This is a genomic window from Frigoribacterium sp. PhB107 (assembly GCF_003751515.1).
Classification (GTDB): Bacteria; Actinomycetota; Actinomycetes; order Actinomycetales; family Microbacteriaceae; genus Frigoribacterium.
Genome location: NZ_RJKU01000001.1, coordinates 1,564,456 through 1,590,983 on the forward strand (window position 1 = coordinate 1,564,456; position 26,528 = coordinate 1,590,983).

Here is a 26,528-nt window from a genome sequence, read left to right on the forward strand (position 1 = left end):
CCTGCCCCGCCGAGGAGGCGTCAGCCCAGGTCGCCCTGGACCAGCGTCATGAACTCCTCTGCCGTGATGGCGCCGGTGACGAGCTGGGCGGCGTTCTGCTGCGAGGTCGTCGTCGCCTGCGTGTTGAAGTACGCCTCGAACCAGGGGATGGTGGTGTCGGTGGCCGCGATGCGGTCGCGCACCTCCGTCGTCAGCGCGGTGCCGGCGGCGTCGCCCGACACCGTGAAGCCGGAGATGCGGCTGCTGTCCTCCAGGGCGACCTGGCCGTAGTTCTCGGCGATGCACTTGACCCAGGCCTTGCTGTCGTCGTTGAGCACGCTCGGGTTGATCGTGAAGGGCAGGCCGACGTTGGCCACGAGCTGGCTGCTGTCGCCCTCGCCGCCCTCGACGGCGGGGAAGGGAAGGTAGCCGATGGCGTCCTCGCCGATCTGGTTCGCCGTGTCGTCCGCGAAGTTGCTCAGGACCCAGCTGCCCATGTAGAGCATCGGCGAGCTGCCGTTGAGGAACTGGTTGATCGACGTGTCGTAGTCGATCGAGCCGACCCCCTCGCCGAAGTAGCCGGCCGCGCCGAGGTCGGCGACCTGCTGGGCCGCGGCCACGTACTCGGGGTCCGTCAGCTCGGCGTCGCCGTCGGCAACGGCCTGGAGGGCGTCGGGGCCGAGCTCGCGCTCGATCAGGTTCCCGACGAGGCGCGTCAGGGGCCAGCCCTGCTCACCGCTCGCGGCGAACGGGGTGAGGCCGGCGTCCTGGAACGTGCCGGCCGCAGCGACCACGTCGTCCCAGCTCTCGGGCACGTCGACGCCGTTGTCGGCGAAGAGCGTCTTGTTGTACCAGATGCCCTCGATGTTGTACTCGGTCGGCAGCACCAGGAACTCGCCGTCGTAGAGCGACTCGACGGTCGACCGCGCGGCGGGCTCGATCGAGTCGGCCGCGCCGATCTCGTCGAGCAGCTCGTCGAAGTGCGCGACGAAGCCGGCGTCGTCGAGCTGCTGCACGAGCTCGTTCGTGTCGACGGCGTACATGACGGGGAGGCCGCCCTGACCGGCGAGCAGCTGCACCTGCTGGTTGAGGTTCGTCTGCGGGACGGTCTCGACCTTGAGGGGCATGGCGTCGTTCTCGGTCGAGCAGGCGCCGTCGGCCAGGGTCTGAAGCGTTGCAGGGACGACCTCGTTCTCGACGTTGCCCAGGACGGTGAACTCGGTCGCTGCCTGGCCCGCTCCGCCACCCGAGCACGCGGTGAGGCCAGCGATGGTCAGGCCGGCGACGGTGAAGGCAGCGACACGACGTGCGGTGCGGGACATCATTCCTCCTTGAATGGTGGGCGCCTCATGAAAGTTGAAGCGCTTCATAATTGACCGGACACCATGGGCTTGTCAACACCCGATCTCGATCGATCGCGAGCTAGGCTCGGCTCCACGATGAGCGTCTCGATCCCTCCCTCCCCGCACCGCCCGCCGGTGATGGCCGACGTCGCGAGGCTGGCCGGGGTCTCGCTGGGCACGGTGTCGAACGTGGTGAACACGCCCGACCGGGTCCGACCGGCGACGCGCCTGAAGGTCGAGTCGGCCATCGCCTCCCTCGGCTTCGTGCCGAACACCTCCGCGCGCACCCTCGCAGCGGGCCGGGGCACCCTCGTCGGCTTCGTCGCCGTCGACCTCGGCAACTCGTACTTCCTCGACATCGCCCGCGGCGTCGAGCGCGAGGCGGACCTCGCTCAGCAGTCGGTGCTGCTCGGCAACTCCGACGTCGACCTCGACAAGCAGACGGGGTACCTCAACCTGTTCGAGCAGGCCCAGGCGGCGGGCATCGTCCTCGCCCCGTTCGACGGCCCGATGGACGAGGCGCGTCGGCTGCGGCGTCGCGGGCTGCGAGTCGTCTACGTCAACTGGCCGGGCGACGGCGACGAGAGCTGCGGCGTCGTCGTCGACGAGGAGCTCGGCGGACGCCTGGCGGCCGAGCACCTCCTCGAGCAGGGCCGCCGGGAGCTCGTCTTCGTCGGCGGCCCCCTCGACCTCACCGCCGTGCGGCACCGGTTCGAGGGCGCCTCGGCCGCGGCCCGAGACGCCGGCGTCTCGCTCCGCCTGATGACCACCTCGGCACTGACGGTGCGCGCCGGTCTCACCGTGGGCAGCGAACTCCTCGCCCAGGAGGCGGCAGGCAGGCCGGACGGGATCGTCGCCGCCTCCGACGCACTCGCGTCGGGCATCGTGCAGTCGTTGCTGCTCGGCGGGGTGGACATCCCCCGCGATCTGTCGATCACCGGCTACGACGACAACCACTTCGCCCAGGGCACGACCCTCCCGCTCACGACCGTGGGGCAGCCCGGCGTCGAGATGGGAGGCCAGGCCATGCGCCTCCTCCGGGACGAGCTCGACCACCCGTCGACCCACCGGCACGAGACGGTCGTGCTGCCGCCACGCCTGATCGTGCGCAGCAGCAGCGTCAGAGCAGGCTGAGGTCAGAGCACGCTGAACAGGGCGACGAAGGCCGCGGCCCCGACGGTCGTGAGCCCGACAGCGAGCGCGCGCTCCCGCCACCCGTCGAGGCGACGGACCACGACCCAGCCGAGCGCCGCGACGCCCAGCGCGATGCTGATCAGCCACCAGGTCGTCCCCGTCGTCTCCGCGACGCGGACGAGCCCGGAGACGCCGTCGCCGATCATCACGGCGGCGAGGACCGCGATCCCCGCCGCACGGAGGACGGGGCGCCGCGACCACCACCACAGCCCGGCGAGCCCGATGACGGGCCCGGCCAGGGTCGCCGCCGTGAACCAGAAGTCGCCCGGACCGTACGAGTCGGGGAAGCCCCGCAGGGTGGACACGACCACGTACCCCTGGACCGCGGCGTGGAAGACGACGAGACCGAGACCGGCTGCCGTCCACCACCTGCGAGCGCTCGGCCTCCGCGTGACCACGACGACGGTCGCGAAGGTGAGGACCGTCCAGCCGCCGCTCGAGTTCGCGAACGAGCTCAGCCCGCCAGGCAGGTACTGCTGGCCGTAGGAGGTGGCACCGCCGAGCACGAGGCCGGCCGCGGCGCCCAGCAGCCACCGCGCGAGGGTCACCGTGGACGAACGCTTCATCCCGCGAGCATCACAGGCCCGCGGCCTCGTGCCGACCGTCTCGCGGACGATGCTCGCCATCCTGGAGGAGGACCCCGCTCGCGGCCCGGCCCTTGAGCCGGCGAGGGGGCTCGACGTACGGTGGAGAGGTCGACGACGACGAGGGGACCACGACGATGGACGACGAGACGAACCGCGACCAGGGCCGGCTCCGCGTGCAGAAGCCGACGTTCCGCGGCTCCTCCGTGGGCTGGGGCATCGCCGCGGTCGTGTGGCTGACCTCCGCCGTGAGCGTCGTCGTCGCGATGGCGACTGACAGCCGAGGTGTGGCCGTGGGGCACGTCCTCTTCCTCGTCGCACTGCTCCTCGCGACCGCCGTCTGCGTCACGGGCACCGTCGCGACCATCCGCCACCCGCGCCCCGCGCCTCCGGCCGTCGACGACTAGCTCGGGACCCGCCGCGGCCAGGCTCGCGTCCGCAGGGCGCCGGCCCCCGCAGGCTCGCGTCCGCAGGACGCCGACCGCCGGCAGGCTCGCGTCCGCAGGACGCACGCCGCCGGCAGGCGGCCGGACGAGCACCAAAACGAAGAACGGCCCCTGCCTAGTAGGGCAGGGGCCGCGCTGAGTGTCGTGCGCCTGGAGGGACTCGAACCCCCAACCTTCTGATCCGTGGTCAGACCGTCGCCGAGCCCTTGGCGAGGCCGGGTCGTCGACAAACACGCGGGACGGACAACGTGCAGTTCACCGGCTTCTGCGATCGAGAACCATGGAGATGCATCTGAGTGGGGCCGTTTAGGGCGACCAAAAGGGCGAGCAAGGCACGTGGTGCGATCCAGCACATGCTGACAGGTTCCTGCCCGTGAGCATGCTCGCCCCTCGCGGGACTGTTTGGAGTCTTCGGCGTAGTACAGCTGGAGTAGCGGAACCGATTCACGCGGATGACGCACGAGCGATAGAGCGTCACGAGGCTGGTCTCCTCAGTACTTGGCCGACCGCGGACCAGGTCATCGACTTCTCGGAGACGACCATGCCATCGAAGATGCCCCTCGTGCTCGCTCTCGCGGGCCTGACTGCAAGCTCCCTCTTCCTCACCGCTTGTTCCAGCACCAGTGACGAGGCCTCGCGACAGACCGGGACACCGCCCCCCACTGGTCGGGCCCCGGCCCATTGGTCCTACGAGGAGGTCGGCGGGCCCGAGGCGTGGGGTGGCCTATCGGAGGACTACGACCTGTGTGCCTCGGGAACTTCGCAATCCCCGATCGACCTGCCGCGTACTGTGCCTGACCTCTCAGACGACGTGAGCATCGGCACTCGGGTCGCTCCGGTGACGGAAGCGGACACCGGTCACGCCTCGCAGGTCGAGGTCGGTGAGGACGGCTCTACGGTGCGCGCAGGTAGCCGTGACTTCGAGCTCCTCCAGATGCACGCACACACGCCGGCAGAACACACCGTGGACGGCGTTGCACCGGTCGCCGAAATGCACCTCGTGCACACCTCTGACGACGGACAGCTGCTCGTCCTGAGCGTCCTCGTCGACGAGGGCTCCGCGTCGGAGCCGTGGCAGACGTTCCTCGACACGGCGACCGGCCCGGACGGCACAACTTCGACGATCGATGTCGCATCGCTTCTTCCGTCGTCGCTGCAGTACTGGTCCTACGACGGGAGCCTGACCACTCCGCCCTGCAGCGAGGGCGTCTCCGGGGTCGTCTTCTCCGAACCAGTCACGTTGTCCGCGGAGCAGATCGCCCGCCTGGACGCCGTTCACGACCACAACGCGCGTCCCACCCAAGGCCTGAACGGTCGTGTCGTCCGTGGAGGGGACGCGATGCTCAGATCCGAGTGACCGACGTCGTATGCGTGGAGATGCATGCCATAAGACTTACGGCACTTGATGCCACAATAGTTTCAGCGGCGGGCCTCGAGGCCCGCCCCGAACGTAAGGGGAACCATGTCTCAGAACACCATCGTCGCCGACCGATTCGCTGGCAAGACCGTCATCGTCACCGGAGCTGGCAGCGGCATCGGTCGCGCGTCTGCCCTGCGTTTCGCGCGCGAGGGCGCTCGGGTGATCGCGGCGGACGTCGTCGCGCAGCGTCTCGACGAGCTCGTCGCCGAGCACCCCGACCTCGAGCTGATCACTGTGGCGGGCGACATCACCAGTCAGGAAGGCATCCAAGCGGTCGTCGAGGCCGCCGGAGGACGAGTCGACGCCCTCGCCAACGTCGCGGGCGTCATGGACGCGTTCGTGCCCGCCGGTGAGATCGACGACGCGGCGTGGGACTTCGTGTTCGCCGTCAACGTGACGGCGGTCATGCGCCTCACGCGCGCCGTCCTGCCCCTCATGCTCGAGGCCGGCCGGGGCGCCATCGTGAACGTCGCCTCCGAGGCGTCCCTCCGAGGCTCGGCAGCCGGGCTCGCGTACACCGCCTCCAAGCACGCCGTCGCCGGGATGACGAAGAACACCGCGGTGATCTACGCCAAGCAGGGCATCCGCACGAACGCCGTCGCACCCGGACCCACCATCACGAACATCGAGGCTCCCATGAAGTCGCGGGTCGCCGCGGCGGTGCTCGGGCCGATCATGCAGGCGACCATCCCGACCCCCGTCGAGGCAGACGTCATGGCTGCGTCCATCACCTGGCTGGCCAGCGACGACGCGTCGAACGTCAACGGCGTCGTCCTCGCTTCGGACGGTGGCTGGTCAGCGATCTGAGCGACGGTTCAGGAGGCGCTGGCCGGTCCGCACAACACGGCGAGCGCCTCCAGTGCCTCCTCGACCGCCTCACGGAGCGAACGTTCGCCCCTCTCGTCGGGAGCCGTCGCCCACCAGCGCAGCGCCGCGAAGGATGCCGCGCCGAGAGCCTCCGCCACGACTTGGAGTCCGACAGTCCCGGCCAGTTCCGGCCGCCTGTCCTCCACGAAACCGCACAGCACCTCCGCGGTCTCCGCGAGGTGCTGCGGCGCAGCAGCGCGGAGCTCCGCGTGCCGCACGATGAGCCGAAGGCGGCTGCGCGTCGCGACGAGGTCGACCGCGGCGGACTCCATCGCGCCGACGAACGCCTCGCGGTACGCGACGAGCATCGGCACCCCCGCAGGCGCACATCGAAGACGCCTGCCCATCTCGTCGGCCGCGGGGCCCGCGCCGTCCCAGACGAGATCCGCTTTGCTCCTGGCATGACGGAACAGGCTGCGCCGTCCGACCCCTGCAGCCTCGGCGATGTCGGCCATGCTCACGGAGTCGTACCCGCGCTCCTCGAAGAGGGCGAGGGCAGTCCGGGCGACCGCCGCGCGGTCGGTCGCGATCGGACGACCAACGCGTCGCGTCATGTCGGACGAGGAGGTGGACGCAGCTGTCGACATGTTGCGAGGCTAGCTCCCGGACGAACTCGACGACGCGCCTCGGATGTCTCGGGTCGTTTGCCCCTGCACCTCACCCGACCACGGCTGCTCCCACTGAGGGGCTGTTCCCATCAGCGTCATGGCCGACGTCGCCCGCTGCCGACCGCCGCCTGTCGCGTACCGTGACGAGTCCGACCAGCGCTGCGGCCGTCGCCGTCCAGATGAGCAGCTGCATGAGCCAGCGGTGGCTGCCGTCACCGGCGAAGAAGAGGATGTTCCGCATCTGCTCGAAGGCTCCGGCCCCGAGCCATCCCTGGTGCAGCACCTGCCAGAACGGCGGGAGCATCGACTCAGGAGCGGTCCCGCCCGCGCTCGGGAAGTTGAGGGCGACCAGGAAGAGGATGACGAGCAGCACCCCGCCCTGGCCGGCGACCTTGGTGAAGAACGTCGCCAGCAGGCCCACGGTGAAGGCGTAGATCATCGCCACCCCGAGGACCGCGGCAACCGTGCCGAAAGTCACTCCGTAGTCCACGTACAGACTGATCATCGAGAACGCGATGACCGGCACGAGCACGGCGGCACCCGCCGCGGTCGCCACGTACGTTCGCGTCCGCGCCTTCCGCAGGACCTGGCTGATGGCCGTGATGCTGAGGAACGGGCCGACCGTGCAGGCGACGAGCAGGAAGAAGAGCACCGATCCTCCGGGGTCGTCGGCCGGCAGGGGCGATGCGTCCTCGACCGTGTTCACGCCGCCGAGCTCGTCCGCGATCTCCTGCCCTGCGGTCTGGACGACTTGCGTGGCCAGGGCACCGCCTCCGGAGGCGATGACCGTCGTGACGTCGGAGCCGTCGACGACGACCGCTCCCACAGCCTCCCGCTTCGCCACGGCCTCGCGAGCATCGTCGGCACTGATCGTCTGCGTGACGTCGAAGGCTGCCGGGGCTTCGTCGTCGATCATCTCAGCGAGCGGGTCGGTGATCGAGGCCGGACCGCTGATGGTGAGCGCCAGGTCGTGTGGCACCGGCGCGTGTGAGGCACTCACGTAGCAGATGGTGAAGGCCAGCAGGAAGAACAACGGCATGGAGACGACCGCGATGAGCGTGGTCTTGAGCGACGCACGCCGCGAGGTGTCGATGGACCCGGGCGACACGACGACGTCGAGGTGGTTCTCGGGCATCTCGAAGCGCTCCGGGAGATGCGTGCCGTGCGGGCGCTGTTCGGAGGCGGTCATCGGGCCGTTCCTTCGGAAGTGGAGGGGTGACCGGCGGTGATCGAGCGGCGTGGCTCGCTCGTCGGCGCTTCGGCGTCGGGTTCGTCGTCCAGGACGTAGGCCTCGACCTTGACGTGGCGGTGACGGTCGCCAGCCTCGTCGTCGACGAGGCTGTTCGCCTCGCGCAGCTCTCGCCGCGCGTCGACGTGCTGCGCATCGCGGTCGGTGAGCAGGGCGAGATCGACACGTTGCGCCCGCACCGTCTTGACGAGGTGCACGACCACCGTGGCGAGGACGAGACCGACCGTCCACGCGAGCAACTGCAGCACCCATCTCTGTGCCCCGGCGCCGTTGAAGTAGACGATGGACCGGAACGCCTCGTTCGCACCGGCGCCGAAGTAGAAGGAGTGCACCGCCTGCCAGAAGGGCGGCAGCATGGCCGACGGGCCCGCGCCTCCTGCGCTCGGGAAGTTCAGGAAGACGATGAAGCCCATGATCCCGAAGGTCGCTACGTTGCCGAGGAACTGCTGGATGAGGATCGCCGCCGCTCCCACGGTGAAGACGTAGAGGGCGTTGACGCCGAGCAGTCCCGCGATGGTGCCGAAGCTCGCACCGTAGTCGCCGACCCAGATCGACGACAGGCCGAAGACGATGAGCGGAGCGATGACCGCCGTGATCGCCGACGCGAGGTACCGGGTGCGGAGCCGGGCGCGAGGCTGGACCTGGGTCAGCACGATGATGACGAGGTAAGCCGCGAGCGACGTGTACGTGAGCAGGTAGAAGAGCGTCGTGCCGAGCGTGTCGGTCGCAGCCAGCGGGGCGACGTCGACGGCCGAGGCCGTCGTGCCCAGCTGCTCGGCCACCTGGTCGCCTGCTGCTCGCACGGCTGACCCCACCGATCGCCCCTCGGCGTCAGCGTAGTAGGTGGTGACCACGAAGTCGGTCTGCTCCGTCGGGTCGGCAGCGGGCACGGGGGTGATCTCGATCGCCCCCTCGACGGCGCGGTCCTCGACGCTGCTGCGCGCCTCTTCGACGACGTCGGTGTGGGTCGCCCGGAACTCCCTGGTCTCGTCGAGCCCGTCGGCGATCTGCCCCACGACCTGAGCCGGCCCGACGACGATCAGCGAGAGGTCGTGGGGCGTGGGCGCGTGCAGGGCGGACACGAACATGACAGGGAACACGATGACGAAGTACAGCGGCAGGAGAAGAGCGAAGACGAGCTTCTTGGCGACGGAAGCGCGGCTCGGCTCGGCCACCGAGGGAGCAGGGGCCGTCTCGGCCCCCTGAGCCATCGCGGGGGCGGGGGTGTCGGTCACGGGATCTCCACAGATAGATGTAAACAGCATTTACAATGTAAACGGCGTTGACAGTCAGGTCAAATGCGCCTGGCCCATCTCGGATGCGCGAGACTCTGACTGACGACGTCGCAACCCGAGAGAAGGCAAGATGTCCGTTTCACCGCCGCCAGGCCGCATTGATCGCAGCGCTTCGGTGAAGGACGCGATCCGCGCCTCGGCGCGTCGCCTCTTCACCGCCGACGGCTTCGACGCGACCGGCATCCGTGACATCGCTGCCGACGCCGGCGTGAATCCGGCGATCGTCATCCGCCACTTCGGATCGAAGGAGGCGCTGTTCGTCGTCAGCGTGGACGGCGTCCAGGCGTGGCAGGCCCTGCTCGACGGGCCCGTCGAGCAGGTCGCCGAGCGGGCGGTGGCACGCATCATGGCGAGCCGCAAGAAGGGACTGCAGAGCTTCGGGGCGATCGTGCGAGCCTCCGGCCGACCGGAGATCCACGCACGCCTCCGCGAGTCGACGATCACGTTCTTCGCCGACCCGCTCGTCGCGAAGCTCGCCGGTCCGGACGCCCGCCTACGGGCGCACCTCTTCGCGGCCCAGCTGACGGGCCTCATGTCCGCGCTCGCGGTCTACGACGACCGCTTCCTCCGCGACGCACCTGCCGACGAGGTCGTCGCCCTCTATGCCCCTGGCCTGCAGCGCCTCCTCACCGGGACTACTGCAGACGGACGAGGCGAGGACCGTCCCTGAGGACGACTCCGCCCCCGGCGTCGTCGGCGAGAGTGGTCCCATGAGCCGGCAGGTGCCGGCGCCACGAGAAGGAGCCCATCATGAGCACCACCACGGAACACGACCGAGCCACCACCCGCCAGATCCTCGCCGCGTCGTTCAGCACGCCCGATGGCGGCTCCCGTGCAGGCGCTGCCGTCACGGTCGCGCACCCAGGCAAGATCGGGAACACAGCAATCCTCTCCGTCAAGTCGGACGGGACACCCCGCTTCATGGAGACCAAGGACTGGGGAGCCGGGCGCGGAGCACTCGTCGGCGGAGCGATCGGCCTCATCGGAGGACCCCTCGGCGTGCTCGCAGGCAGCGGCATCGGCGTTCTGGCCTCGAAGCTCCGCGACGTCGGGTTCAAGGACGCCGAGCTGCGTGAGCTCGGCGCCTCCCTGGGGGCCCGTGAATCCGTCGTCGTGTTCGAGCTCGCGACGGACACCGTCGCCAGCGCACGCCGAGTGCTCGAGTCCCTCGACGCCGAGAGGATCGTCGCCGTCCCCGTCGACACGAGCGTCGCCGACCTCTTCGCATCCGTCCCGGCTCCCGACGCCGACCGCGACTGACCCGACGCGACTGCGCCCACCGGTTCCGCTGCCCTCTGACCTCATGCCGAACCTCCACGACTACGTGCGCTGGCGCGGCGACCTGCCGTTCGACGACGACGCCTTCAACATCGTCGACAATCTGGTGCTCGCCGCGTTGGCCAACGTCGAACTCGGAGACCTCGTCCCGCCCCTCGGGGGCGGAGCGGTCACGCTCCAGGCCGTGGGACGGGCGCTGACCGAGCAGGAGGCGGGCACGCCACGTTCCCGGCGTCTCGTCTTCGTGCCCCCGGCGCTGGTCGTCGACGCGGGCTCGTCGCGGCGCTTCGGCGAGGCCCTCCTCTCCGGCGCCGTGGACATCACGGACGCGGTGACCGGCACCCAGTTCGCGGCCGTGACGGTGGCTCTGCCGGACGGCAGCAGCTACGTCGCGTTCCGGGGCACCGACAACTCCCTGGTGGGCTGGCGCGAGGACTTCACCCTGAGCTTCGACCGCGTGCCGGCCCAGACCTCGGCCGCCGCGTATCTCCGCGAGGTCCTGGCGACCACTTCAGGGCCCGTGCGCGTGGGCGGGCACTCCAAGGGTGGGCACCTCGCGGTCTTCGCCGCCCTGTCGACGACACCTGCCGATCGGGAGCGCATCGTCCATGTCTACGACAACGACGGTCCCGGGCTGAGCCCCGAGATCACCGATCTCGATGCCCGTGAGGTCCTCCGCTCACGGACCACGAAGATCGTGCCCGAGTTCGCCGTCATCGGACGGCTCTTCGAGAGCGGTCCCGCCTCGCTCATCGTGGCGTCGACCGGCAAGGGCATCGTGCAGCACGACATCATGACGTGGCAGGTCGAGGGCACGCACCTCGTGGAGCGGGCGACTGGTTCCGCCCGTGCCGCCACCGTCTCCGGCCTCATCGACGCCTGGCTCGAGGACGCGGCACACGACGACCGTCGCGACTTCACCGACGCGCTCTTCACCGCCCTGGGGGCCGGAGGCGCCACCCTGGTCCAGGACGTCGCCCGTCGTGACCACGGCAGCTTCGAATCAGTGCTCTTCTCCCTCGTGCGCAGCCGGAGCGAGACGCGTCGTTCCCTCGGTACGACGGTCCGCGTACTGCGTCGCGCGGTGCGCAGGGTCGACACGTCCGAGCTGTTGCGCCGGGGCCAGATGATGCGCGGTGCGCTCCTCGTCGTCGTGGGGGTCCTGTTCGTCGAGGCACCCGTCGTCGCGCTCCAGGTGCTGGGCGCCTTCGCCACGTTCGTCGTGAGCGTGGTCGTCGCCGTGCGCCTCCTGCGGTACGCGGCGCGGTACAGGAAGGAGCACGAGGTGCGCTGGCCCTGGATCGCCGGCGGCGTCTTCGCGTTCGCGCTCCTGCTGGTCGGCCTGGCGAACGTGGAGAGCCTCGTGACGCCGACCAACCTGCTGCTCGGCGCGGCCCTGATCGCGGCCGGCTGCTCGAGCGCGAAGGACGGCTTTCCCTTGTTGTACCGTCGCCCTCGCCGTGGCATGCGCGGTGCACTCCTGCTCATCAGCGCTGCCGTTGCGGTGCTGATGGGGATCGTCGCCCTCGTGACGGCCGACCGCGTCATGTCGCTCTTCGTGCTACAGGTGGGCCTGTACTTCATCGTCGCCGGGCTCGTCGAGATGCTGTTCACCGTCCATGACCGCGTCCGCCGCGCCTACGTCGACGAGTCCGCGATCGAGGACCTCGCCAAGTTCGGCGATGACGCTCGGGTTTCGTAGCGCCCTCCCAGTCCGGGTCGCTCACCGCTCCGAGTAGTCGTAGAAGCCCTTCTGCCAGCTGCGTCGACCGCTCAACCTCCGTTGGACTGCCTGATGCCCTCGGCGAGCGCCGTGAACTCGTACACGTACCCGCCGGCGGCCCCACTGACCATGATGTAGCCCTTGTCAGTTCCTGGCTCGATCGCGACGTTCGTGGCCGACGACAGGCCAGCCGCGACATCGTCCGCGGGGAGCTCGATCGCAGCCAGCTCGTTGCCGTCCGCGCCGTGCACCACGATCCGTGGCGAGCCCTCGAACCCTTGGTAGATGTTGCCCTCGGCGTCGACCGCGTTCGAGTCGACATGCGCCGACCCGGCGTCGACGTACACAGCCGGGTGCACGGATGCTGCGCCCTTTCCGTCCTCGGTCAGCGTCAGCAGGTCGATGCGGTTCGCCGCGTACTGGCTCAGCCAGAGACCTCTGAAGTCGTCGGTGAACGAGATGCCGTTCGGCGAAGCCAAGCCGTCCAGGACGACCGTGGGCTCGGCCGCCTCGGCGTCGAACCGCACGACGCGCCCCCCGAGGGAGGCAGCCTCGAGAGGCGCTCCGGGGAAGGCTGTGAAGTCGCTCACGTAGAGGTCACCGTGCTCGTCGAATGCCAAGTCGTCCGGGCTGAACCGTTGACCGTCTACCTCACCCGCATGGAACACCTGGGGGTCCTCACCCTCCGGGGTGATGCTCGTGATGGCGCCGCCCGCGATGTCCGTGAGGTAGAGGCGGCCGTCGAACGGGCTGAACTGCGCCGAGGTGAACGCGCTGATGTCGTCGGTGTAGACCGGCGTGACGGCCTGGGTCTCGACGTCGATGCGGATCACCTTCGGCTCGCCCGCCGGTGCCGTGACGTCGACGATGTAGAGATCTCCGTCCGGCCCGAACGTCGGGCCTTCCAGCAACGTCGACCCGGTCTCCGGGTGCACGTCAGTGACCGTGAGAAGCTGAGTGGCGGTCGTGACCCGCGTGTCGGGCGTGCCGCCGGGTCCTGGCTTCGACGTGGACGTACACCCGACCAGGAAGACGGTCGCACTGACGAACGCGGCGAGGCCGCCCACGACGCGACGTCCAGTCACGAGCAGACCTCGGTCTCGACCCGGAGGACTTCGTCGAGGTGCTCCTCACGCCAAGCCTCGAGGACCCGGTGGAACTCGACGGGACCGGGTCCGTACGTGAAGTCGTTCGGCCGCCCCTTGCCCTCGCTGTTGTAGTAGCCCGGTGTGCAGTCGGCCTGGAACTGCTCGTTGTCGAAGGCCGATTCCTGGACCTCCCTCGTCCACTCTCGCTGCGCCTCCTCGCTGGGCTCGACGATCCCGGCACCCGCCTGACGCGCCGCGGTGACGACCGCCGCGATGTGCTCTGCTTGGTCTTGCAAGATGTGGACGAAGTTCACCGAATTCGCGTTCTGCAGGGCCCCGAGCTGGAAGAGGTTCGGGAACCCGTGGCTGTAGAAGCCGTGCAGCGTCTCGGGCCCTCTCGCCCAAGCCTCGAGCAAGGTGCGGCCATCACGACCGTGCACGGGCATGGTCCCGCTGAGGACGCCCGAGACCCCGACCTCGAAGCCGGTGGCGAAGATGACGCAGTCGACCTCGTACTCGGTGTCGCCGACGACGATCCCCGTCTCGGTCATGCGGGTGATGCCACCGTGGTCGGCCGCGTCGACGAGTGTGACGTTCTCGCGGTTGAAGGTCTGGAGGTACGTGTCGCTGAACCCGGGGCGCTTGCACATGTAGCGGTACCAGGGCTTGAGCACCTCCGCAATGGTCGGGTCGTCGACGACGGTGTCCACCCGTGCCCGGATGGCGTCCATCTTCTGCGCGTCGAGGAGTTCGTCACGACGCTCGCGCTCCTCGGGGGTCAGGGCGGGGTCGAGCTTGCCCGTGATCATCGCGCGCTGGAGGTCGGGAGTCGACGTCCAGCCGTCCTGCGTGAGGTCGACATCGACGTCCTCGCCGGAGACGACGGCCAGGAAGTTGTCTTGCCGCTTCTTCTGCCACCCGGGTCGGAGCGACGCCGCCCAGTCCGGGTCGGTGCGGCGGTTGTCCCGCACGTCGACGGTCGAGGGCGTGCGCTGGAAGACGAACGTGTGCTGCGCGTCACGGCCCACGTGCGGCACCACCTGCAGGCCGGTCGCTCCCGTCCCGATGACGGCCACCTTCTTGTCGGCCAGCCCGGTCAGGTCGCCGTCGGGCGTGCCGCCCGTGTAGCCGTAGTCCCATCGGCTCGTGTGGAAGGTGTGCCCGCGGAAGCACTCGATCCCGGGGATGCCGGGGAGCTTCGGCTGACTGAGGGTGCCAGACGAGGTGACGACGAAGCGGGCACGCATCCGGTCGCCTCGATCGGTGTTCACGATCCACTCCGCCGCATCGTCGTCCCAGGTGAGCTCTGTGATGCGGGTCTGGAAGACCGCGTCCCGGTAGAGGTCGAACGCCTCGGCGATCGCGACGGCGTGCCTCCTGATCTCCTCCCCCGGTGCGTACCGCCACTCTGGCACCGTCCCCACCTCTTCGAGAAGGGGCATGTAGACGTAGGACTCGATGTCGCAGTGGACCCCGGGGTAGCGGTTCCAGTACCAGGTACCGCCGACGTCACCAGCCTCGTCCATGAGACGGAGAGAGTCGATCCCGGCCTGGCGGAGGCGCGCGGCCGTCACGAGACCGCCGAAGCCCGCACCGACGACCAAGACTTCCACCCGGTCGGTCAACGCCTGCCTTTCCGTCCACGGCGTGTAAGGGTCCTTCGCGTAGTAGCCGAACTTACCAGCAACCCGGCGGTACTGGCCCGCCCCGTCGGGACGGAGGCGGCGGTCGCGTTCCGCCGCGTACTTGTCACGAAGGGCGTCGAGGTCGTCAGCGCTGGGGGCGAGGTCGAGGCGGTCGGACGTGCGGTCGGTCATGGTGCTCCTCGTGCGGTCTCGTGAACGCAGCCGACGTGCGACAACTGCTTAATACGACCTTAAGCATCTGGACCTGGATCGTGCCTGTCAGTTCTGCTCTAGTGTGTGAACGTGAACGCCGACGAGGGCACCATGACCGAACGAGAGCGCATCGCGAGTGAACTCCGGGCCGTGACGACCCTCCTCGAGACGGCAACGCTGCCAGCCTCGGCCGCGCCCCTCTTGTCCCTCGGCCTGACCGTTCAGCAGCTCAAGGTGCTGACCCTCCTCGTCACCGGCGACGGCGCCGCCACTGGTCGGGGTCTCGCGACGACGTGTGGAGTCTCCGAGGCTGCCATGTCCGGCCTGCTCGACCGCCTCACGACACTGGGAGCGGTCGAGCGGGTCGAGGATCCGGCCGACCACCGTGTCCGGCGAGTGACAGCGACGCCCCTCGGTCGATCGGTCGTGCGCGACATCGTCTCGGCCCGCCCCGAGTTCCGGGACGACGTGCTGGAAGGCCTCAGCCTGTCGGAGCTGCGAGGACTCCTCAGAGGGATGACGGGGATCGCTCGCCAGGTCGCCGCTCTCGACCACGCTTGACCGCCGCTCGCCTGCCGTGCGGCGTCAGCCTTTAAGTCCCCCGGCGAATCCGGCGACGATGTAACGCTGCAGGAAGAAGTAGGCGATCAAGATCGGCAGGATGCTGATGATGATGCCGGCGAAGATGAGGTTCCACTGCGCCCCGTACTGGCCGACGAAACCGTAGACCGCGATCGTGATCGTCTGCTGCTGCGATCCAGAGAGATAGAGCAGAGGCGTGAGGAACTCGTTCCACGTCGACACTGCCGTGAGGATGATCACGGTGCCCGTGATCGGACGGACGAGTGGGAACACGATGGACCGGAAGGCGCGCAACGCACTGGCCCCGTCGAGCGACGCCGCCTCCTCGAAGTCCGCCGGCAGGGCACGCATGAACCCGGCGTAGAGGAAGATCGAGAAGGGCATGCTCTGCCCGACAGTGACGAGGATGACACCCGCGAGGCTCCCCAGCAGGCCTAGGTCGCGGATCGTCTGGTAGAGGGGCAGCAGAGCGAGCTGGGCGGGGAGGAGCAGTCCGAGGAGGAACAGGTAGTAGGTCCCCTTGGACCACCGGGTGGCGAGCCGCGACAAGGGGTAGGCGGCGGCGGAGCTGAGAACGACGATGATCGTGATGGCCACCACCGAGACGACGGCGCTGTTGATCAGTGCCGTTCCCAGACCGCCCTGGTTCCACGCGTCGATGAAGTTCTGGAACGTCGGCTGGAGCGGCGGCGCGAGGGTCGAGCTCTGGTCGCCCGGGGCCTTGAGCGCGAGGCTGACCAGGACGTAGATGGGGAAGAGGAAGACGATGGCCACGAGGATCATGACTGCCTCGAGAACGGCGGTCCGCCATGTGTACCGGAACATGTCAGTTCTCCTGTCGTGACAGCAGCTTGTACTGGATGGCAGAGGCGATCGCGACGAACACGGTCAGGACCACGGCGAGGGTGACTCCGTACGAGAATCGGCCGAGCTGGAAGGCGTTCGCGTAGATCAGGGTCGAGATCGTGTTCGTGGCTCCGCCCGGGCCGCCCTGCGTCATGGCGAAGACCTGGTCGAAGAGCTTGAAGCCGCCGATGATCGAGAGCATCACGTTGATCGTGATCGCCGGGGCGAGCATGGGCCGCACGACCGACCAGAAGCGACGAATCGGACCTGCGCCGTCGATGGCAGCAGCCTCGAGCACCTCTTCCGGGACACCTTGGAGTCCGGCCAAGAAGATCACCATCGAGTACCCGACGAACTGCCAGATCACGACGATGATGATCGACCAGATTGCGATGTCTGGGTCTCCGAGCCAGTTCTGACGCAACCCGCCCAGTCCCACAGCCTCGAGAGCGAGGTTGATGCCACCGGCAGGAGCGAAGAGGTTCTGCCAGAGGAACCCGACTGCGATGGACGTGATCACGACGGGGGCAAAGATGACGACTCGCAGGATGTTGCGGGACTTGATCTGCGAGTTCAGCCCGAGTGCCACGAGAAGCCCAAGGACGTTCTGGATGATGGTGACCGCGACAGCGATCAGCAGGGTGTTCCGAATCGCGACGACAGCATCGGGATCGTCGAAGATCGCGAGGAAGTTCTTCGCTCCGACCCATGCCCGCTCAGCCGACACGCCATCCCAGTTGGTGAAGGCGAACAAGGCACCCTGGACGCTGGGAACGATGACTGCGAAGACGTAGACGACGGCGGCAGGTAGGACGAACCACCAGACGGTCTGGGCGTACCCGCGATAACGGCGGCTCGGCTTCTTCTTTGACAGGGTGCTCGCCGCGGCGGCAGGGGCGATGGCCATGGTTCTGTTCTTCTCTCTGCACAGTGGCTGGCGTGGACGGGCGGTGCGATGCGCGGAGCCTGACGGCATCGCACCGCCTCGGGGGGCGTCGCGGAACTAGCCTGCGTAGGCGGAGTCCATGGCTTCCAGGGCGTCGTCGACCGTGGTCTGCCCGCCGAGGAGCTTCTGGAGTTCGTCCTGGTACACCTTCGTGGTGTTGGAGTTGGGCCAGGTCTGGTCGGGGAACGCAGCGGTCTTGTCGCTCTGGGCCTGCTCGGCGACGCCCTCGAGGGTCGGCGTGGGCTCGAACCCCTCGACGGGCACGCTCGGGAAGATGGAACCGGTGTCGAGCGCCAGTTGGACGCCCTGTTCGCTCAGGTAGAAGTCCATGAACTTGTTCGCGAGATCCTTGTTCTTGGCCTTGGCGTTCACGCCGTATCCGGAACCCAGCCCGACCGGCAGGACTGTCTCGGACGGGTCGTCAGTCGCGGGCAGAGGTGCCGTCTCGAAGGTCGAACCCTCTGGCGCTGCACGCTCGATGTCGCCGATCTGGTTGCTGACGGTGACGATGCCGACGGCGTCGCCCTTCGCGACCTGGCCCTGAGCGACCTCGAGACTCGTCCCCAGCGCGTCGGCCGTGAAGCAGCCAGCGTCCATCATCTCGAGGTACTTGTCGAAGACCGTGGACCACTCAGAATCGGTGAACGTTGCATTGCCCGAGGCCTGCTCCGAGACGAAATCGGGATTAGCGCCATCGACCAGCGTTGCCGACAGGGCGTAGGGGAGGTAGTTATAGGTCCCGCCGGCGAGTCCCGCCAACGCGTAGGCGACCTTTCCTTCCGCCTTCGCGGTGGAGCACAGGTCGAGGACCTCTGTCCAGGTGGTGGGAGCTGTGGCGCCGAGTGCTTGCAGGGCCTGCGTGTTGTAGGTGGCAGGGATGATGGTGAGGTTGTTGGAGCCCATGAGGATCTTGCCGTCGGCGCCCATCACGGCCTTGTTGACGTCGCTGAACTCGCCGGTCCATTCGTCGGAGCTGAGGTCTTCGAGGAAGTTTCCCTTGGCGAGGGTCTGCGCCGTGATCGGGTTGCCGTTGCCCGGGAACACGACGACGAAGTCGGACGCGGTCCCCGAGACCATCTCGGTGTTGATCTGGGTGAGGATGTTGGGCCAGGGGAGCTCGGTGATCTTCACCGTGACACCTGGGTTGTCCTTCTCGAACTGGCTCGCGAGGGCGGACATGACCTCATCGCCGCTCCACCCCGAGATGGTCAACGTGTTGTCGTCGCCGCCACTAGCGGACTGCGGGCCGGCAGAACAACCTGCAAGGCCGAGTGCGAGCGCCGAGAGGACGGCCGCGGGCACGAGTGCTGTTTTACGCATGAAATGCTCCATTGGACTTCAAGGGTGAGTACCCGGACCGCGTTGGCCAGGCAAGCCGTCTGGTGGTCTCAAGAACAGCCACGAGGCGACGCGAGACCGACAGTAGGGGCCATCGCAGTTCTCGTCAATCAGTTGACGTAAATCGGTTGACAGAGCGAGGGCGAGCTTTGTAAATCGATTGACACGTGAACTCATCCGGAACTACCGTGAGTCGTTCGCTCGGCGCAGAGCTGCGCACCGGAGAGGGTCTGCGGCCACCCCAGAGCGATGTCAGCACCAACACCAACTCGTCCGCAGACTCGGTCTGTGTGCCCCGAAAGAGACCTCATGACCTTCGGAACTGCTCGCTTCATCGCTGCCGACAACGAGCCAGCAAGTGCACCACTGTTCCGCCGCGATCTGCAGCTCGATGACGGTCATGGGCCTGTGACGTCAGCGGTTCTGTCGCTCAGCGCGCTCGGCATCTGCGAAGCCTGGGTCAACGGGAACGCGGTTTCCGATGCCTTGTTCACACCTGGATGGACCAGCTACGAGTGGCGACTCCATTACGTCGATCACGACGTTACGAGATTGCTCACTCAGGACTCGACCCTGGGCATTGCGGTGGGGAATGGCTGGTACCGCGGTCGACTCGGGTGGATCGAGACCGCCCGGTACGGCGATGAGATCGCCGCTTGGGCGCGGCTGCGTATCTGCTTCGCGGACGGACACGAGCAGGTCGTCGTCACGGACGAGACCTGGTCCGTCGGGCCCAGCGAGATCGTCGCTAACGACTTCTACGACGGACAGACCATCGATGCCCGGCTCCGTGACGAGAGCTGGAAGATGCCCGGCTTCAGCAGTCCCGACTGGGGGACCGTCCATGCAGTCGACTACGATCCTGAAGAATTTGACCTCGATCCGGCACCTCCGGTCCGACGCATCGACGAGTTGTCCGCGCAGAAGACGTGGTACGGGCCCTCCGGGACGACCCTGATCGACTTCGGCGAGAACATCGTCGGCTTCGTTCGTCTCAAGCTCAGGGGCGCGCCGGGAACGACGGTCACGGTCAGGCAGGCCGAAGTCCTGGAAGACGGAGAGTTGGCCCTGCGCACCCTTCGGTCGGCGAAGTCCACCGATGTCTACATCCTCTCGGGCGGGGACGACGTCTTCGAGCCGACCTTCACGTTCCACGGCTTCCGCTACGCCGAGATCATCGGCTGGGACGCACCCCTGCGAGACGTCGAGGCAGCGGCCTCTGCGATCGCCATCTCGTCCGACCTGCGACGCATCGGATCGTTCGAGTGCTCCGTGCCCGACCTGAACCAACTGCACGAGAACGTCGTTCGCGGCATGCGCGGCAACTTCGTCGACATCCCCACTGACTGCCCGCAACGAGACGAACGCCTCGGCTGGACGGGCGACCTGTCTGCATTCGCCCCCACCGCCGCCTACCTCTTCGACGTGCAGGACTTCCTCGCCGACTGGCTCCGTGACGTCGCCCTCGAGCAGGACCACCACGACGGCGTCGTCCCGTACATCGTTCCCGATGTCCTGAAGTACGCGACTGTCGCTCAGGAAGGCGCCGGCGCCGAGGAGATCGCCGCGTTCTGGAGCGATGCGGCCGTCTGGGTCCCGTGGTCGCTCTGGGAGGCGTACGGCGATCCGCGAGTGCTCGACGAGACCTTCGAGTCGATGGTCACCTACGGTCGCCGCCTACGATCCCTGTTGTCCTCGACAGGGGTGTGGGACACCGGTTTCCAGTTCGGGGACTGGCTCGACCCCGACGCGCCGGCAGATGAGCCCGGCGCCGCCAAGGCGCACCCCGGAGTCGTCGCGACCGCGTGTGCGTACCGCAGCGCTGCACGTATCAGTGCAACTGCGACCGTCCTCGGACATGCCGCTGAGGCAGCCGAGTTCAAGAGCATGGCAGACAGCCTTCGCGCCGCTTTCCACCGTGAGTACGTGCACTCTGGCGTGATCCTGAGCGACTGCACGACCGTGTACTCGCTCGCCATCGTCTTCGGCCTCCTCGAACCCGAGCAGGAGGCGTGGGCAGGCGAGCGGCTCGCGGAACTCGTCCAGGAGAGCGGCTTCCACATCTCGACCGGCTTCGCCGGTACGCCCTTCATCAACGACGCCCTCACGTCCACCGGCCAGACGGCCACGGCTTACAGGCTCCTGCTCCAGCGCGAGTGCCCCTCGTGGCTCTACCCGGTCACGATGGGCGCGACGACCATCTGGGAACGGTGGAACTCCATGCTCCCCGACGGGAGCATCAATCCCGGTGGCATGACCAGCTTCAACCACTACGCGCTCGGCGCCGTCGCTGACTGGATGCATCGTGTCGTCGGCGGCCTCGCCCCTCTGGAACCGGGTTACCGCAAGATCCTCATCGCCCCCGACATCGGCCCCGGCATCGACTGGGCGCGCAGCTCCCTGGCCACCCCCCACGGCCACGCCGAGGTCAGCTGGGCGCGATCGGGCGACGACGTACGGTACGACATCACGATCCCTCGCGGCTCGGTCGGCGTGTTCCGCCGGAGGGGACGACCTGACCAGGAACTGCCGCCAGGAACGCACCAGGTCATCGCACCAGTCCGTGAACCGATCGACGCCGCCCCAGTACAGTGAGGCAGCCCGAGGGCAGGACGCAGAGGGAGCGACGATGACACAGGTCAACGAGCAAGGGCGCCGTCGTCGACCTTCGCTCGCCGATGTCGCCAGCCATGCGGGAGTGTCTCAGGGTGCTGTCTCCAAGGTCATCCGCAACGCCTACGGAGTCAGCCCCGCGATGCAGCAGCGGGTGCAACGTGCGATCGACGACCTGAATTACCGTCCGCGCACCGGGGCGCGTGGCATGCGTGGTCAGACCTTCACGATCGCGATCGGCTCGGAGATGCCCCAGCTCGGCAACGACTTCTTCACGCAGGTCACCACGGGAGCGGCGCATGGGTTGGCCGGCAGCGGCTACCAGCTCATTATCGCTCCGGCTCTCGACGGCGAGGGGGACAAGAAGGTCCTCGACGCCCTCGTCGACAGGCAGGTCGATGGCATCCTCGCGATCTCCCTCGAAGTCACTCCGAGCTACCTGGATCGGCTCGCCGAGTACGTCCCCATGGTGCTGGTCGGCCGCCACGACCGCCAAAATAACTACGACACGGTCACCAACGACGACCGCGCGGGAGTCACGTCGGCGATGGAGCACCTCCTAGCACTGGGCCATCGGGAAATCGCACACCTCACGGTGGGGTCCGGCCCGACCCGGGCCGATTCCTCCACCCCACACGCGATCCGGCAGGCGACCTACGAACGATGCATGCTCGAGAACGAGTTGCGACCCCACGTCGTGTTCTCGGACGCATCGGAGAACTCGGCCTACATCGCCACCCGACTCCTCCTGGATGACAGGGCCCGTCGCACTACGGCGATCTTCGCCGGCAACGACACCCTCGCCATCGGGGCCCTACGTGCCGTCGCCGAACGGGGGCTGTCCGCCCGTGAAGTCTCTGTCGTCGGCTACGACAACATCGAGCTGGCGAGCCACCCGCTCGTCTCGCTCACGACCGTCGACCAATACGGCGTCAAGATCGGAGCGACCGCGATCGAGCTGTTGATGGACCGCATCCGGGAGACACCGACGGAGCCACGCCACGTCGAGCTCGACCCGATGCTCGTGATCCGCAACTCGTCCGCACAGCGGTAGCACGCCGGGCACACTGACCGACCATCGGTCGGAGCAGCGAGCCTGGTGGACCTAGGGTCGACGCTCCCGTCGTCAGTCCCGCGCGAGTTGCGGGTAGAGCGCCTCGAGCGGTGCCGAGAGCGCCGCCCTCACCTGGCGCGAGGTCTCGTCCGCAAGCACCTCGTGCTCGCCGGCCTCGAGGGCGTCGAGCACGTCGGACACGAGCACCGCCGGGTCGGTCTTGACGTCGGTGACGCCGGCGGCCATGGCGGTGTCGACGTAGCCGACGTGCACGCCGACGACCTGGACGTCCGCGGGCTGCAGCTCGAGGCGCAGCGAGTTGGTGGCCGACCAGAGCGCGGCCTTCGTCGCTGAGTAGATGCCGGCGACGGCGTACCAGGAGAGCGCGGAGTGGATGTCGATGATCGCCGTGCCGCCGCCGTGGGCCGAGAGGAGGGGTGCGTAGGCCCGGGCGAGGAACAGCGGCCCCAGGAAGTTGGTCTCGACGTTCGCGCGGATCTCGTCGTCGGTGTGGCTGAGGATGCCCGGCGTGGGGGCGTTCGCGCCGGCGTTGTTGACGAGGATCGTCACGTCGGGGGCGGCTTCCACGACCGCTGCGATCGAGGAGGCGTCGGTGACGTCGAGGGTGAGGGGCACGACGCGGTCGTCCTCCCAGGTGCGCGGGGTGCGGGCGGTGGCGTAGACCTTGGCGGCGCCGCGGGCGAGGGCGGCCTCGACGAAGCGGGTGCCGATGCCCCCGTTCGCTCCGGTGACGAGGACGACGGAGCCGGTGATGTCGGTCATGGGTGTTCCTTCCGGGGGTGGTGCGAGGATGAGGCGACTCGTGACCGAGTCGTTGTAGCTGACTCCTGTCATAATTGAGTTGAGTCAGTTTCTATTCCAGCATATGTCCGTACCAGGAGGGCCCATGTCGTCGACCGCTCCGTCGCTCGGCCGCCGCGAGCGCAACAAGCAGGAGAAGCTCGAGCGCATAACGCGCGCCGCGTCCGACCTGTTCTCCCGGCACGGGGTGGACGAGGTGACGACGCAGCAGATCGCCGAGGCGGCCGACGTCGGCGCCGGCACGCTGTTCCTCTACGCCCGCACGAAGGGCGAGCTGCTGCTGCTGGCGCAGAACGACGCCTACGCGCGCTCCCTCGACGAGGGGATCCGCGCCTCCTCGGCCGCCTCGACCGCGCTCGACGCCGTCGTCGCCGTGCTCGAGCCGATCGTGCACTGCAACCGGGCCCAGGTCGAGAACGGCCGCACCTACCTCCGCGAGATGGCGTTCGGCGACGCGACGGAGCCGCACCACGCGGAGGCGCTCGCGATCGTGGCCAGGACCGAGGAGGCGGTGGCCGAGATCGTGGTGCGCCTCACCTCGGCGGCGCCCTCCGACGCGGCCGCGTTCGCCCACGTCGTGTCGGCGGTGATGATGCTCGCGATGTCGTCGGCGGTCGACGAGTCCGTGCCGGACGACGAGATCGTCGCGGGGGTGCGACGTCAGCTCGAGGTGATCCTGCCGCCTCGGTGAGCCCAGCAGGCCCCCAGGCGGTCAGCTGGCGAGTTCGGGGTAGAGCTCTGCGATCGGTCCGGAGAGACCTGCTTTTACGGCCGCGCTGAGCTCGTCGGCGACGACCTCGAAGGCACCCGCCTCGACCCCGTCGAGGACGGCGGCCACTAGTTCGGCCGGGCGCATCTTCTCTCCGTCTGCATGCGCGGCCATCGCGGTGTCGACGTATCCGACGTGCACGCCCGTGACCAACACCCCTCGGGGAGCCAGCTCGAGCCGCAGCGTGTTGGTGGCGGACCAGAACGCAGCCTTCGAAGCGCTGTATCCCCCGCCGAAGGCATACCAACTGGCCACGGAGTGGATGTCGATCAGGGCTCCGTCGGCGGCAGCGACGAGAGCGGGGGCGAAGGCCTGAGCCATTCGGACAGGAGCGAAGAAGTTGATCTCCATCGTCTGACGGAGGTCGGCTTCTTCGATGTCGAGCATGCTCGCGGTAGCCGGCAGCCCGCCTGCGTTGTTGACTAGAACGGTCACGTCGGGCGCTGCGGCGGCCGCAGCGGCGACCGACGCGGCGTCCGTCACGTCGAGCGTCAACTCGACGACGCGTTCGTCGCCCCATTCCCGAGGGGCCCGGGCTGTGGCATAGACCTTGGCTGCCCCACGAGCGAGGGCGGCACGGACGAACTCGGTGCCGAGGCCTCCGTTCGCACCGGTGACGAGGACGACTGCGTTCTGGAGTGAGGTCATGTGGGCTGCTTTCGTCGAAGAAAAGAGGGATCAGTCCGTGAGGAATTTCGCCGCGGCCGTCGTGAACTGCTCCCAGTATTGGAAGATGCTGCCGTGGCCGGAGTTCGGGTAGATGATCAACTCTGACCCGGCGATGCGGCGGTGCAGGTCCTGCGAGAGCACCGTGGGGACCATGCGGTAGTGGTCGCCGTTGACGATCAGGGTCGGCTGAGTGATGACACCCAGATCAGACGGTCTCGAGCGGCCGTAGCTCTGTATCGCCTTGAGCTGGGTGGCGAATGCTCGGAGGCTGATCTTGGCGTCGCGGTCGCGGGTGCGTTCCGCGAGGCGGGCCACGAACGCCTTGCCGGCGGTCTTGCCGACACGGTCTCGGTTGAAGAAGAGGAACTCCTTCGGGTCGGACCGCGTCAAGACAGATCGCAGGACGTCGTAAAAGGTGATGCCGGCGACCTTGTCGATGTCTTTCCCGCCACGCGGGCCGGTCCCGGTCAAGACGAGCTTGCGGATGAGCTCGGGGTGCGACACGACGAGGTCCTGGGCGATCATGCCGCCCATCGACAGCGCGAAGACGTCGATCGTGTCGTGACCGAGAGCACTGATGAAGGCGTAGGCGTCGTCGGCCGCCTGTTCCATGGTGTCCGGCACACGCCCCGACGAGGCGCCGACGCCCTGCTGGTCGAAGGTGATGACGTGCCGATGAGCAGCGATCGCGTCGACGATGCGCGGGTCCCAGTTGTCGAGGGTCGCGGCGAGGTGCACGAAGAACACGACCGGGATGCCGCCCCGTGGCCCGAGCTCGCGGTAGGCGTAACGGATGCCGTTCGCGGTGACGGTCTTCGAGGGGGCGTAAGCATACGAGCTGACGACGGGTTCTGAGGTGGTCATGACGGTTCTCTTCTTGGGGGCGACGCGGATCTGTGGCGGGGCGAGCTACGGGAGGGTGATGACGGTCTTACCGCGGATCCCGGCCTTGTCGAGCCCGTCGAGGGCGGTGGCGGTCTCGGTGAACGGGTGCGTCGCGCCGACGACCGGGCGGATCGCGCCCGCGTCGACGAGTGTGGCGATCTCTCGGAGCTGGCTGCCGTCGGCGTGCATGAAGAGGAACTCGTATCGGACCCCGAGCTTCTTCGCCTGGGCACGCACCTTGCGACTGAGGCCAGCGATGGCGAGGCGCACGACGGGATTGAGGCCCGCGGCCTCGGCGAAGGCGGGCGTGGGCGGGCCCTGGATGCCGATCGTGAGGCCGCCCGGGCGCAGCACCCGGAGGGACTTGGCGAGGTTCTCACCGCCGAGGCTATCGAGGACGAGGTCGTAGCCGGACAGCTCCTCCTCGAAAGCCTGGGTGCGGTAGTCGACGACGACGTCGGCGCCGAGCTCGCGGAGGAAGTCGACGTTCGACGAGGAGGCGGTGGTCGCGACGTGCGCGCCGAGGTGCTTCGCGAGCTGGATCGCGATCGAGCCGACCCCGCCCGCGCCGGCGTGGATCAGCACCTTCTGCCCGGGCTGCACGTCGCCGCGCTCGACGAGGGCCTGCCAGGCCGTCAGCGCGACGAGAGGCAGGGACGCGGCCTCGATGGTGCTGATCGTGGTCGGGGCGAGGGCCACGTCGGACTCGTCGACGGCGATGCGCTCGGCGAAGGTGCCGATGCGGTGGTCGCGGGGGCGTGCGTAGACCGCGTCGCCGGGCCTCAGGCTGCGGACCGAGCCGCCGACCTCGATGACCGTGCCGGCCAGGTCGTGCCCGAGGGTCAGGGGTGCCTTGTACGGAAGGATGAGCTTGAACTCGCCCTCGCGGATCTTCGCGTCGAGGTGGTTGAGGCCGGCGGCCTCGACCTTGATGAGGACGTCGTGGATGCCGATGGTGGGCTCGGGGACGTCGGTCTCGTGCAGGGGCTGCTTGTAGGCGTCGAAGGCGAAGGCTCGCATGGTGGTCACTTCCGGGTCGTCGGGCTCTCGGAGAATCTTCCGATTTACCGAGGAAACTCAATTATGAGCGCA

General features: G+C 68.1%; 25 protein-coding genes. 11 read left to right on the forward strand and 14 right to left on the reverse strand.

What is annotated here, in order from left to right:
* Positions 1-20: 20 nt before the first annotated feature.
* Positions 21-1,301 (reverse strand): ABC transporter substrate-binding protein, encoded by a 1,281-nt coding sequence (locus EDF18_RS07200; RefSeq protein ID WP_233569018.1) that lies wholly within the window; start codon positions 1,299-1,301, stop codon positions 21-23.
* 117 nt (positions 1,302-1,418) lie between these two features.
* On the opposite strand from EDF18_RS07200, the gene EDF18_RS07205 reads away from it, so the two are divergent.
* Positions 1,419-2,456 carry a LacI family DNA-binding transcriptional regulator gene (locus EDF18_RS07205; protein WP_123547014.1) on the forward strand — a complete coding sequence of 346 codons (1,038 nt, stop codon included), beginning with the start codon at positions 1,419-1,421 and terminating at the stop codon, positions 2,454-2,456.
* Positions 2,457-2,458: 2 nt separating this feature from the next.
* On the opposite strand, the gene EDF18_RS07210 is transcribed toward EDF18_RS07205, so the two are convergent.
* Positions 2,459-3,082 (reverse strand): DUF6518 family protein, encoded by a 624-nt coding sequence (locus tag EDF18_RS07210; RefSeq protein ID WP_123547015.1) that lies wholly within the window; start codon positions 3,080-3,082, stop codon positions 2,459-2,461.
* Positions 3,083-3,237: 155 nt separating this feature from the next.
* Here EDF18_RS07210 and EDF18_RS07215 point away from each other — a divergent pair, with 155 nt between their 5' ends.
* From EDF18_RS07215 to EDF18_RS07225, 3 genes are all read left to right on the forward strand, one after another.
* The gene (locus EDF18_RS07215) at positions 3,238-3,507 is read left to right on the forward strand and encodes a hypothetical protein (protein ID WP_148050056.1); all 270 of its coding nucleotides are present in this window, start codon (positions 3,238-3,240) and stop codon (positions 3,505-3,507) included.
* Between the two features lie 592 nt (positions 3,508-4,099).
* Positions 4,100-4,903, forward strand: a complete 804-nt coding sequence (locus EDF18_RS07220; RefSeq protein WP_233569065.1) for a carbonic anhydrase — start codon at positions 4,100-4,102, stop codon at positions 4,901-4,903.
* 105 nt (positions 4,904-5,008) lie between these two features.
* A complete protein-coding gene (locus tag EDF18_RS07225) occupies positions 5,009-5,773 on the forward strand; it encodes an SDR family NAD(P)-dependent oxidoreductase (protein WP_123547018.1) in 765 nt (254 codons plus the stop codon).
* An 8-nt stretch (positions 5,774-5,781) separates the two neighbouring features.
* On the opposite strand, the gene EDF18_RS07230 is transcribed toward EDF18_RS07225, so the two are convergent.
* From EDF18_RS07230 to EDF18_RS07240, 3 genes are all read right to left on the reverse strand, one after another.
* A complete protein-coding gene (locus tag EDF18_RS07230; RefSeq protein ID WP_123547019.1) occupies positions 5,782-6,420 on the reverse strand; it encodes a TetR family transcriptional regulator in 639 nt (212 codons plus the stop codon).
* Between the two features lie 70 nt (positions 6,421-6,490).
* Positions 6,491-7,630 carry an ABC transporter permease gene (locus tag EDF18_RS07235; RefSeq protein ID WP_123547020.1) on the reverse strand — a complete coding sequence of 380 codons (1,140 nt, stop codon included), beginning with the start codon at positions 7,628-7,630 and terminating at the stop codon, positions 6,491-6,493.
* Entirely contained in the window at positions 7,627-8,925 is a 1,299-nt protein-coding gene (locus EDF18_RS07240; protein ID WP_123547021.1) for an ABC transporter permease, read from the reverse strand. The genes EDF18_RS07235 and EDF18_RS07240 overlap by 4 nt, the downstream gene beginning before the upstream one ends.
* A 175-nt stretch (positions 8,926-9,100) precedes the next feature.
* Between EDF18_RS07240 and EDF18_RS07245 the strand changes: the two genes are divergently transcribed.
* The 3 genes from EDF18_RS07245 (at position 9,101) to EDF18_RS07255 (ending at position 11,965) form a co-directional block, all read left to right on the forward strand.
* Positions 9,101-9,655, forward strand: a complete 555-nt coding sequence (locus EDF18_RS07245) for a TetR family transcriptional regulator (protein ID WP_158613291.1) — start codon at positions 9,101-9,103, stop codon at positions 9,653-9,655.
* A gap of 80 nt (positions 9,656-9,735) precedes the next feature.
* Positions 9,736-10,245, forward strand: coding sequence for a DUF1269 domain-containing protein (locus tag EDF18_RS07250; RefSeq protein WP_123520023.1), 510 nt, complete (start codon positions 9,736-9,738; stop codon positions 10,243-10,245).
* A gap of 43 nt (positions 10,246-10,288) precedes the next feature.
* Positions 10,289-11,965 carry an Mbeg1-like protein gene (locus tag EDF18_RS07255; protein WP_123547022.1) on the forward strand — a complete coding sequence of 559 codons (1,677 nt, stop codon included), beginning with the start codon at positions 10,289-10,291 and terminating at the stop codon, positions 11,963-11,965.
* Positions 11,966-12,036: 71 nt separating this feature from the next.
* Here EDF18_RS07255 and EDF18_RS07260 read toward each other — a convergent pair whose 3' ends face one another.
* Together EDF18_RS07260 and EDF18_RS07265 are read right to left on the reverse strand one after the other, a co-directional pair.
* A complete protein-coding gene (locus tag EDF18_RS07260; protein WP_199732351.1) occupies positions 12,037-12,921 on the reverse strand; it encodes an SMP-30/gluconolactonase/LRE family protein in 885 nt (294 codons plus the stop codon).
* A gap of 146 nt (positions 12,922-13,067) precedes the next feature.
* Entirely contained in the window at positions 13,068-14,891 is a 1,824-nt protein-coding gene (locus EDF18_RS07265; RefSeq protein WP_123547024.1) for an NAD(P)/FAD-dependent oxidoreductase, read from the reverse strand.
* Between the two features lie 132 nt (positions 14,892-15,023).
* Here EDF18_RS07265 and EDF18_RS07270 point away from each other — a divergent pair, with 132 nt between their 5' ends.
* Positions 15,024-15,473 (forward strand): MarR family winged helix-turn-helix transcriptional regulator, encoded by a 450-nt coding sequence (locus EDF18_RS07270; RefSeq protein WP_123547365.1) that lies wholly within the window; start codon positions 15,024-15,026, stop codon positions 15,471-15,473.
* 24 nt (positions 15,474-15,497) lie between these two features.
* Here EDF18_RS07270 and EDF18_RS07275 read toward each other — a convergent pair whose 3' ends face one another.
* From EDF18_RS07275 to EDF18_RS07285, 3 genes are all read right to left on the reverse strand, one after another.
* Positions 15,498-16,319, reverse strand: a complete 822-nt coding sequence (locus EDF18_RS07275) for a carbohydrate ABC transporter permease (protein WP_123547025.1) — start codon at positions 16,317-16,319, stop codon at positions 15,498-15,500.
* Between the two features lies 1 nt (position 16,320).
* Positions 16,321-17,247 carry a carbohydrate ABC transporter permease gene (locus EDF18_RS07280; protein ID WP_123547026.1) on the reverse strand — a complete coding sequence of 309 codons (927 nt, stop codon included), beginning with the start codon at positions 17,245-17,247 and terminating at the stop codon, positions 16,321-16,323.
* A gap of 96 nt (positions 17,248-17,343) precedes the next feature.
* Positions 17,344-18,588, reverse strand: a complete 1,245-nt coding sequence (locus EDF18_RS07285; RefSeq protein ID WP_158614644.1) for an ABC transporter substrate-binding protein — start codon at positions 18,586-18,588, stop codon at positions 17,344-17,346.
* Positions 18,589-18,933: 345 nt separating this feature from the next.
* Between EDF18_RS07285 and EDF18_RS07290 the strand changes: the two genes are divergently transcribed.
* Both EDF18_RS07290 and EDF18_RS07295 read left to right on the forward strand, forming a co-directional pair.
* Positions 18,934-21,219 (forward strand): alpha-L-rhamnosidase, encoded by a 2,286-nt coding sequence (locus EDF18_RS07290; protein ID WP_123547028.1) that lies wholly within the window; start codon positions 18,934-18,936, stop codon positions 21,217-21,219.
* Between the two features lie 34 nt (positions 21,220-21,253).
* Complete coding sequence (locus tag EDF18_RS07295; protein WP_123547029.1) at positions 21,254-22,291, forward strand: LacI family DNA-binding transcriptional regulator; 1,038 nt, start codon at positions 21,254-21,256, stop codon at positions 22,289-22,291.
* Positions 22,292-22,363: 72 nt separating this feature from the next.
* Here EDF18_RS07295 and EDF18_RS07300 read toward each other — a convergent pair whose 3' ends face one another.
* The gene (locus tag EDF18_RS07300) at positions 22,364-23,074 is read right to left on the reverse strand and encodes an SDR family oxidoreductase (protein ID WP_123547030.1); all 711 of its coding nucleotides are present in this window, start codon (positions 23,072-23,074) and stop codon (positions 22,364-22,366) included.
* A 124-nt stretch (positions 23,075-23,198) separates the two neighbouring features.
* Between EDF18_RS07300 and EDF18_RS07305 the strand changes: the two genes are divergently transcribed.
* Positions 23,199-23,804, forward strand: coding sequence for a TetR/AcrR family transcriptional regulator (locus tag EDF18_RS07305; protein ID WP_123547031.1), 606 nt, complete (start codon positions 23,199-23,201; stop codon positions 23,802-23,804).
* A 21-nt stretch (positions 23,805-23,825) separates the two neighbouring features.
* On the opposite strand, the gene EDF18_RS07310 is transcribed toward EDF18_RS07305, so the two are convergent.
* The 3 genes from EDF18_RS07310 to EDF18_RS07320 are packed head-to-tail and all read right to left on the reverse strand — an operon-like array spanning position 23,826 to position 26,456.
* Positions 23,826-24,530: an SDR family oxidoreductase gene (locus tag EDF18_RS07310; protein WP_123353566.1), complete on the reverse strand. Its 705-nt coding sequence runs from the start codon at positions 24,528-24,530 to the stop codon at positions 23,826-23,828.
* A gap of 30 nt (positions 24,531-24,560) precedes the next feature.
* Complete coding sequence (locus EDF18_RS07315) at positions 24,561-25,415, reverse strand: alpha/beta fold hydrolase (RefSeq protein WP_123547032.1); 855 nt, start codon at positions 25,413-25,415, stop codon at positions 24,561-24,563.
* Between the two features lie 45 nt (positions 25,416-25,460).
* The gene (locus tag EDF18_RS07320) at positions 25,461-26,456 is read right to left on the reverse strand and encodes an NADP-dependent oxidoreductase (protein WP_123547366.1); all 996 of its coding nucleotides are present in this window, start codon (positions 26,454-26,456) and stop codon (positions 25,461-25,463) included.
* Positions 26,457-26,528: the final 72 nt, after the last annotated feature.

What these genes read in the sequence shown, in the direction of transcription:
- EDF18_RS07200 (WP_233569018.1), bottom strand. Translation starts at nt 1,301, where the DNA reads ATGTCCCGCACCGCACGTCGTGTCGCTGCCTTCACCGTCGCCGGCCTG.
- EDF18_RS07205 (WP_123547014.1), top strand. Translation starts at nt 1,419, where the DNA reads ATGAGCGTCTCGATCCCTCCCTCCCCGCACCGCCCGCCGGTGATGGCC.
- EDF18_RS07210 (WP_123547015.1), bottom strand. Translation starts at nt 3,082, where the DNA reads ATGAAGCGTTCGTCCACGGTGACCCTCGCGCGGTGGCTGCTGGGCGCC.
- EDF18_RS07215 (WP_148050056.1), top strand. Translation starts at nt 3,238, where the DNA reads ATGGACGACGAGACGAACCGCGACCAGGGCCGGCTCCGCGTGCAGAAG.
- EDF18_RS07220 (WP_233569065.1), top strand. Translation starts at nt 4,100, where the DNA reads ATGCCCCTCGTGCTCGCTCTCGCGGGCCTGACTGCAAGCTCCCTCTTC.
- EDF18_RS07225 (WP_123547018.1), top strand. Translation starts at nt 5,009, where the DNA reads ATGTCTCAGAACACCATCGTCGCCGACCGATTCGCTGGCAAGACCGTC.
- EDF18_RS07230 (WP_123547019.1), bottom strand. Translation starts at nt 6,420, where the DNA reads ATGTCGACAGCTGCGTCCACCTCCTCGTCCGACATGACGCGACGCGTT.
- EDF18_RS07235 (WP_123547020.1), bottom strand. Translation starts at nt 7,630, where the DNA reads ATGACCGCCTCCGAACAGCGCCCGCACGGCACGCATCTCCCGGAGCGC.
- EDF18_RS07250 (WP_123520023.1), top strand. Translation starts at nt 9,736, where the DNA reads ATGAGCACCACCACGGAACACGACCGAGCCACCACCCGCCAGATCCTC.
- EDF18_RS07255 (WP_123547022.1), top strand. Translation starts at nt 10,289, where the DNA reads ATGCCGAACCTCCACGACTACGTGCGCTGGCGCGGCGACCTGCCGTTC.
- EDF18_RS07265 (WP_123547024.1), bottom strand. Translation starts at nt 14,891, where the DNA reads ATGACCGACCGCACGTCCGACCGCCTCGACCTCGCCCCCAGCGCTGAC.
- EDF18_RS07270 (WP_123547365.1), top strand. Translation starts at nt 15,024, where the DNA reads ATGACCGAACGAGAGCGCATCGCGAGTGAACTCCGGGCCGTGACGACC.
- EDF18_RS07275 (WP_123547025.1), bottom strand. Translation starts at nt 16,319, where the DNA reads ATGTTCCGGTACACATGGCGGACCGCCGTTCTCGAGGCAGTCATGATC.
- EDF18_RS07280 (WP_123547026.1), bottom strand. Translation starts at nt 17,247, where the DNA reads ATGGCCATCGCCCCTGCCGCCGCGGCGAGCACCCTGTCAAAGAAGAAG.
- EDF18_RS07290 (WP_123547028.1), top strand. Translation starts at nt 18,934, where the DNA reads ATGACCTTCGGAACTGCTCGCTTCATCGCTGCCGACAACGAGCCAGCA.
- EDF18_RS07295 (WP_123547029.1), top strand. Translation starts at nt 21,254, where the DNA reads ATGACACAGGTCAACGAGCAAGGGCGCCGTCGTCGACCTTCGCTCGCC.
- EDF18_RS07300 (WP_123547030.1), bottom strand. Translation starts at nt 23,074, where the DNA reads ATGACCGACATCACCGGCTCCGTCGTCCTCGTCACCGGAGCGAACGGG.
- EDF18_RS07305 (WP_123547031.1), top strand. Translation starts at nt 23,199, where the DNA reads ATGTCGTCGACCGCTCCGTCGCTCGGCCGCCGCGAGCGCAACAAGCAG.
- EDF18_RS07310 (WP_123353566.1), bottom strand. Translation starts at nt 24,530, where the DNA reads ATGACCTCACTCCAGAACGCAGTCGTCCTCGTCACCGGTGCGAACGGA.
- EDF18_RS07315 (WP_123547032.1), bottom strand. Translation starts at nt 25,415, where the DNA reads ATGACCACCTCAGAACCCGTCGTCAGCTCGTATGCTTACGCCCCCTCG.
- EDF18_RS07320 (WP_123547366.1), bottom strand. Translation starts at nt 26,456, where the DNA reads ATGCGAGCCTTCGCCTTCGACGCCTACAAGCAGCCCCTGCACGAGACC.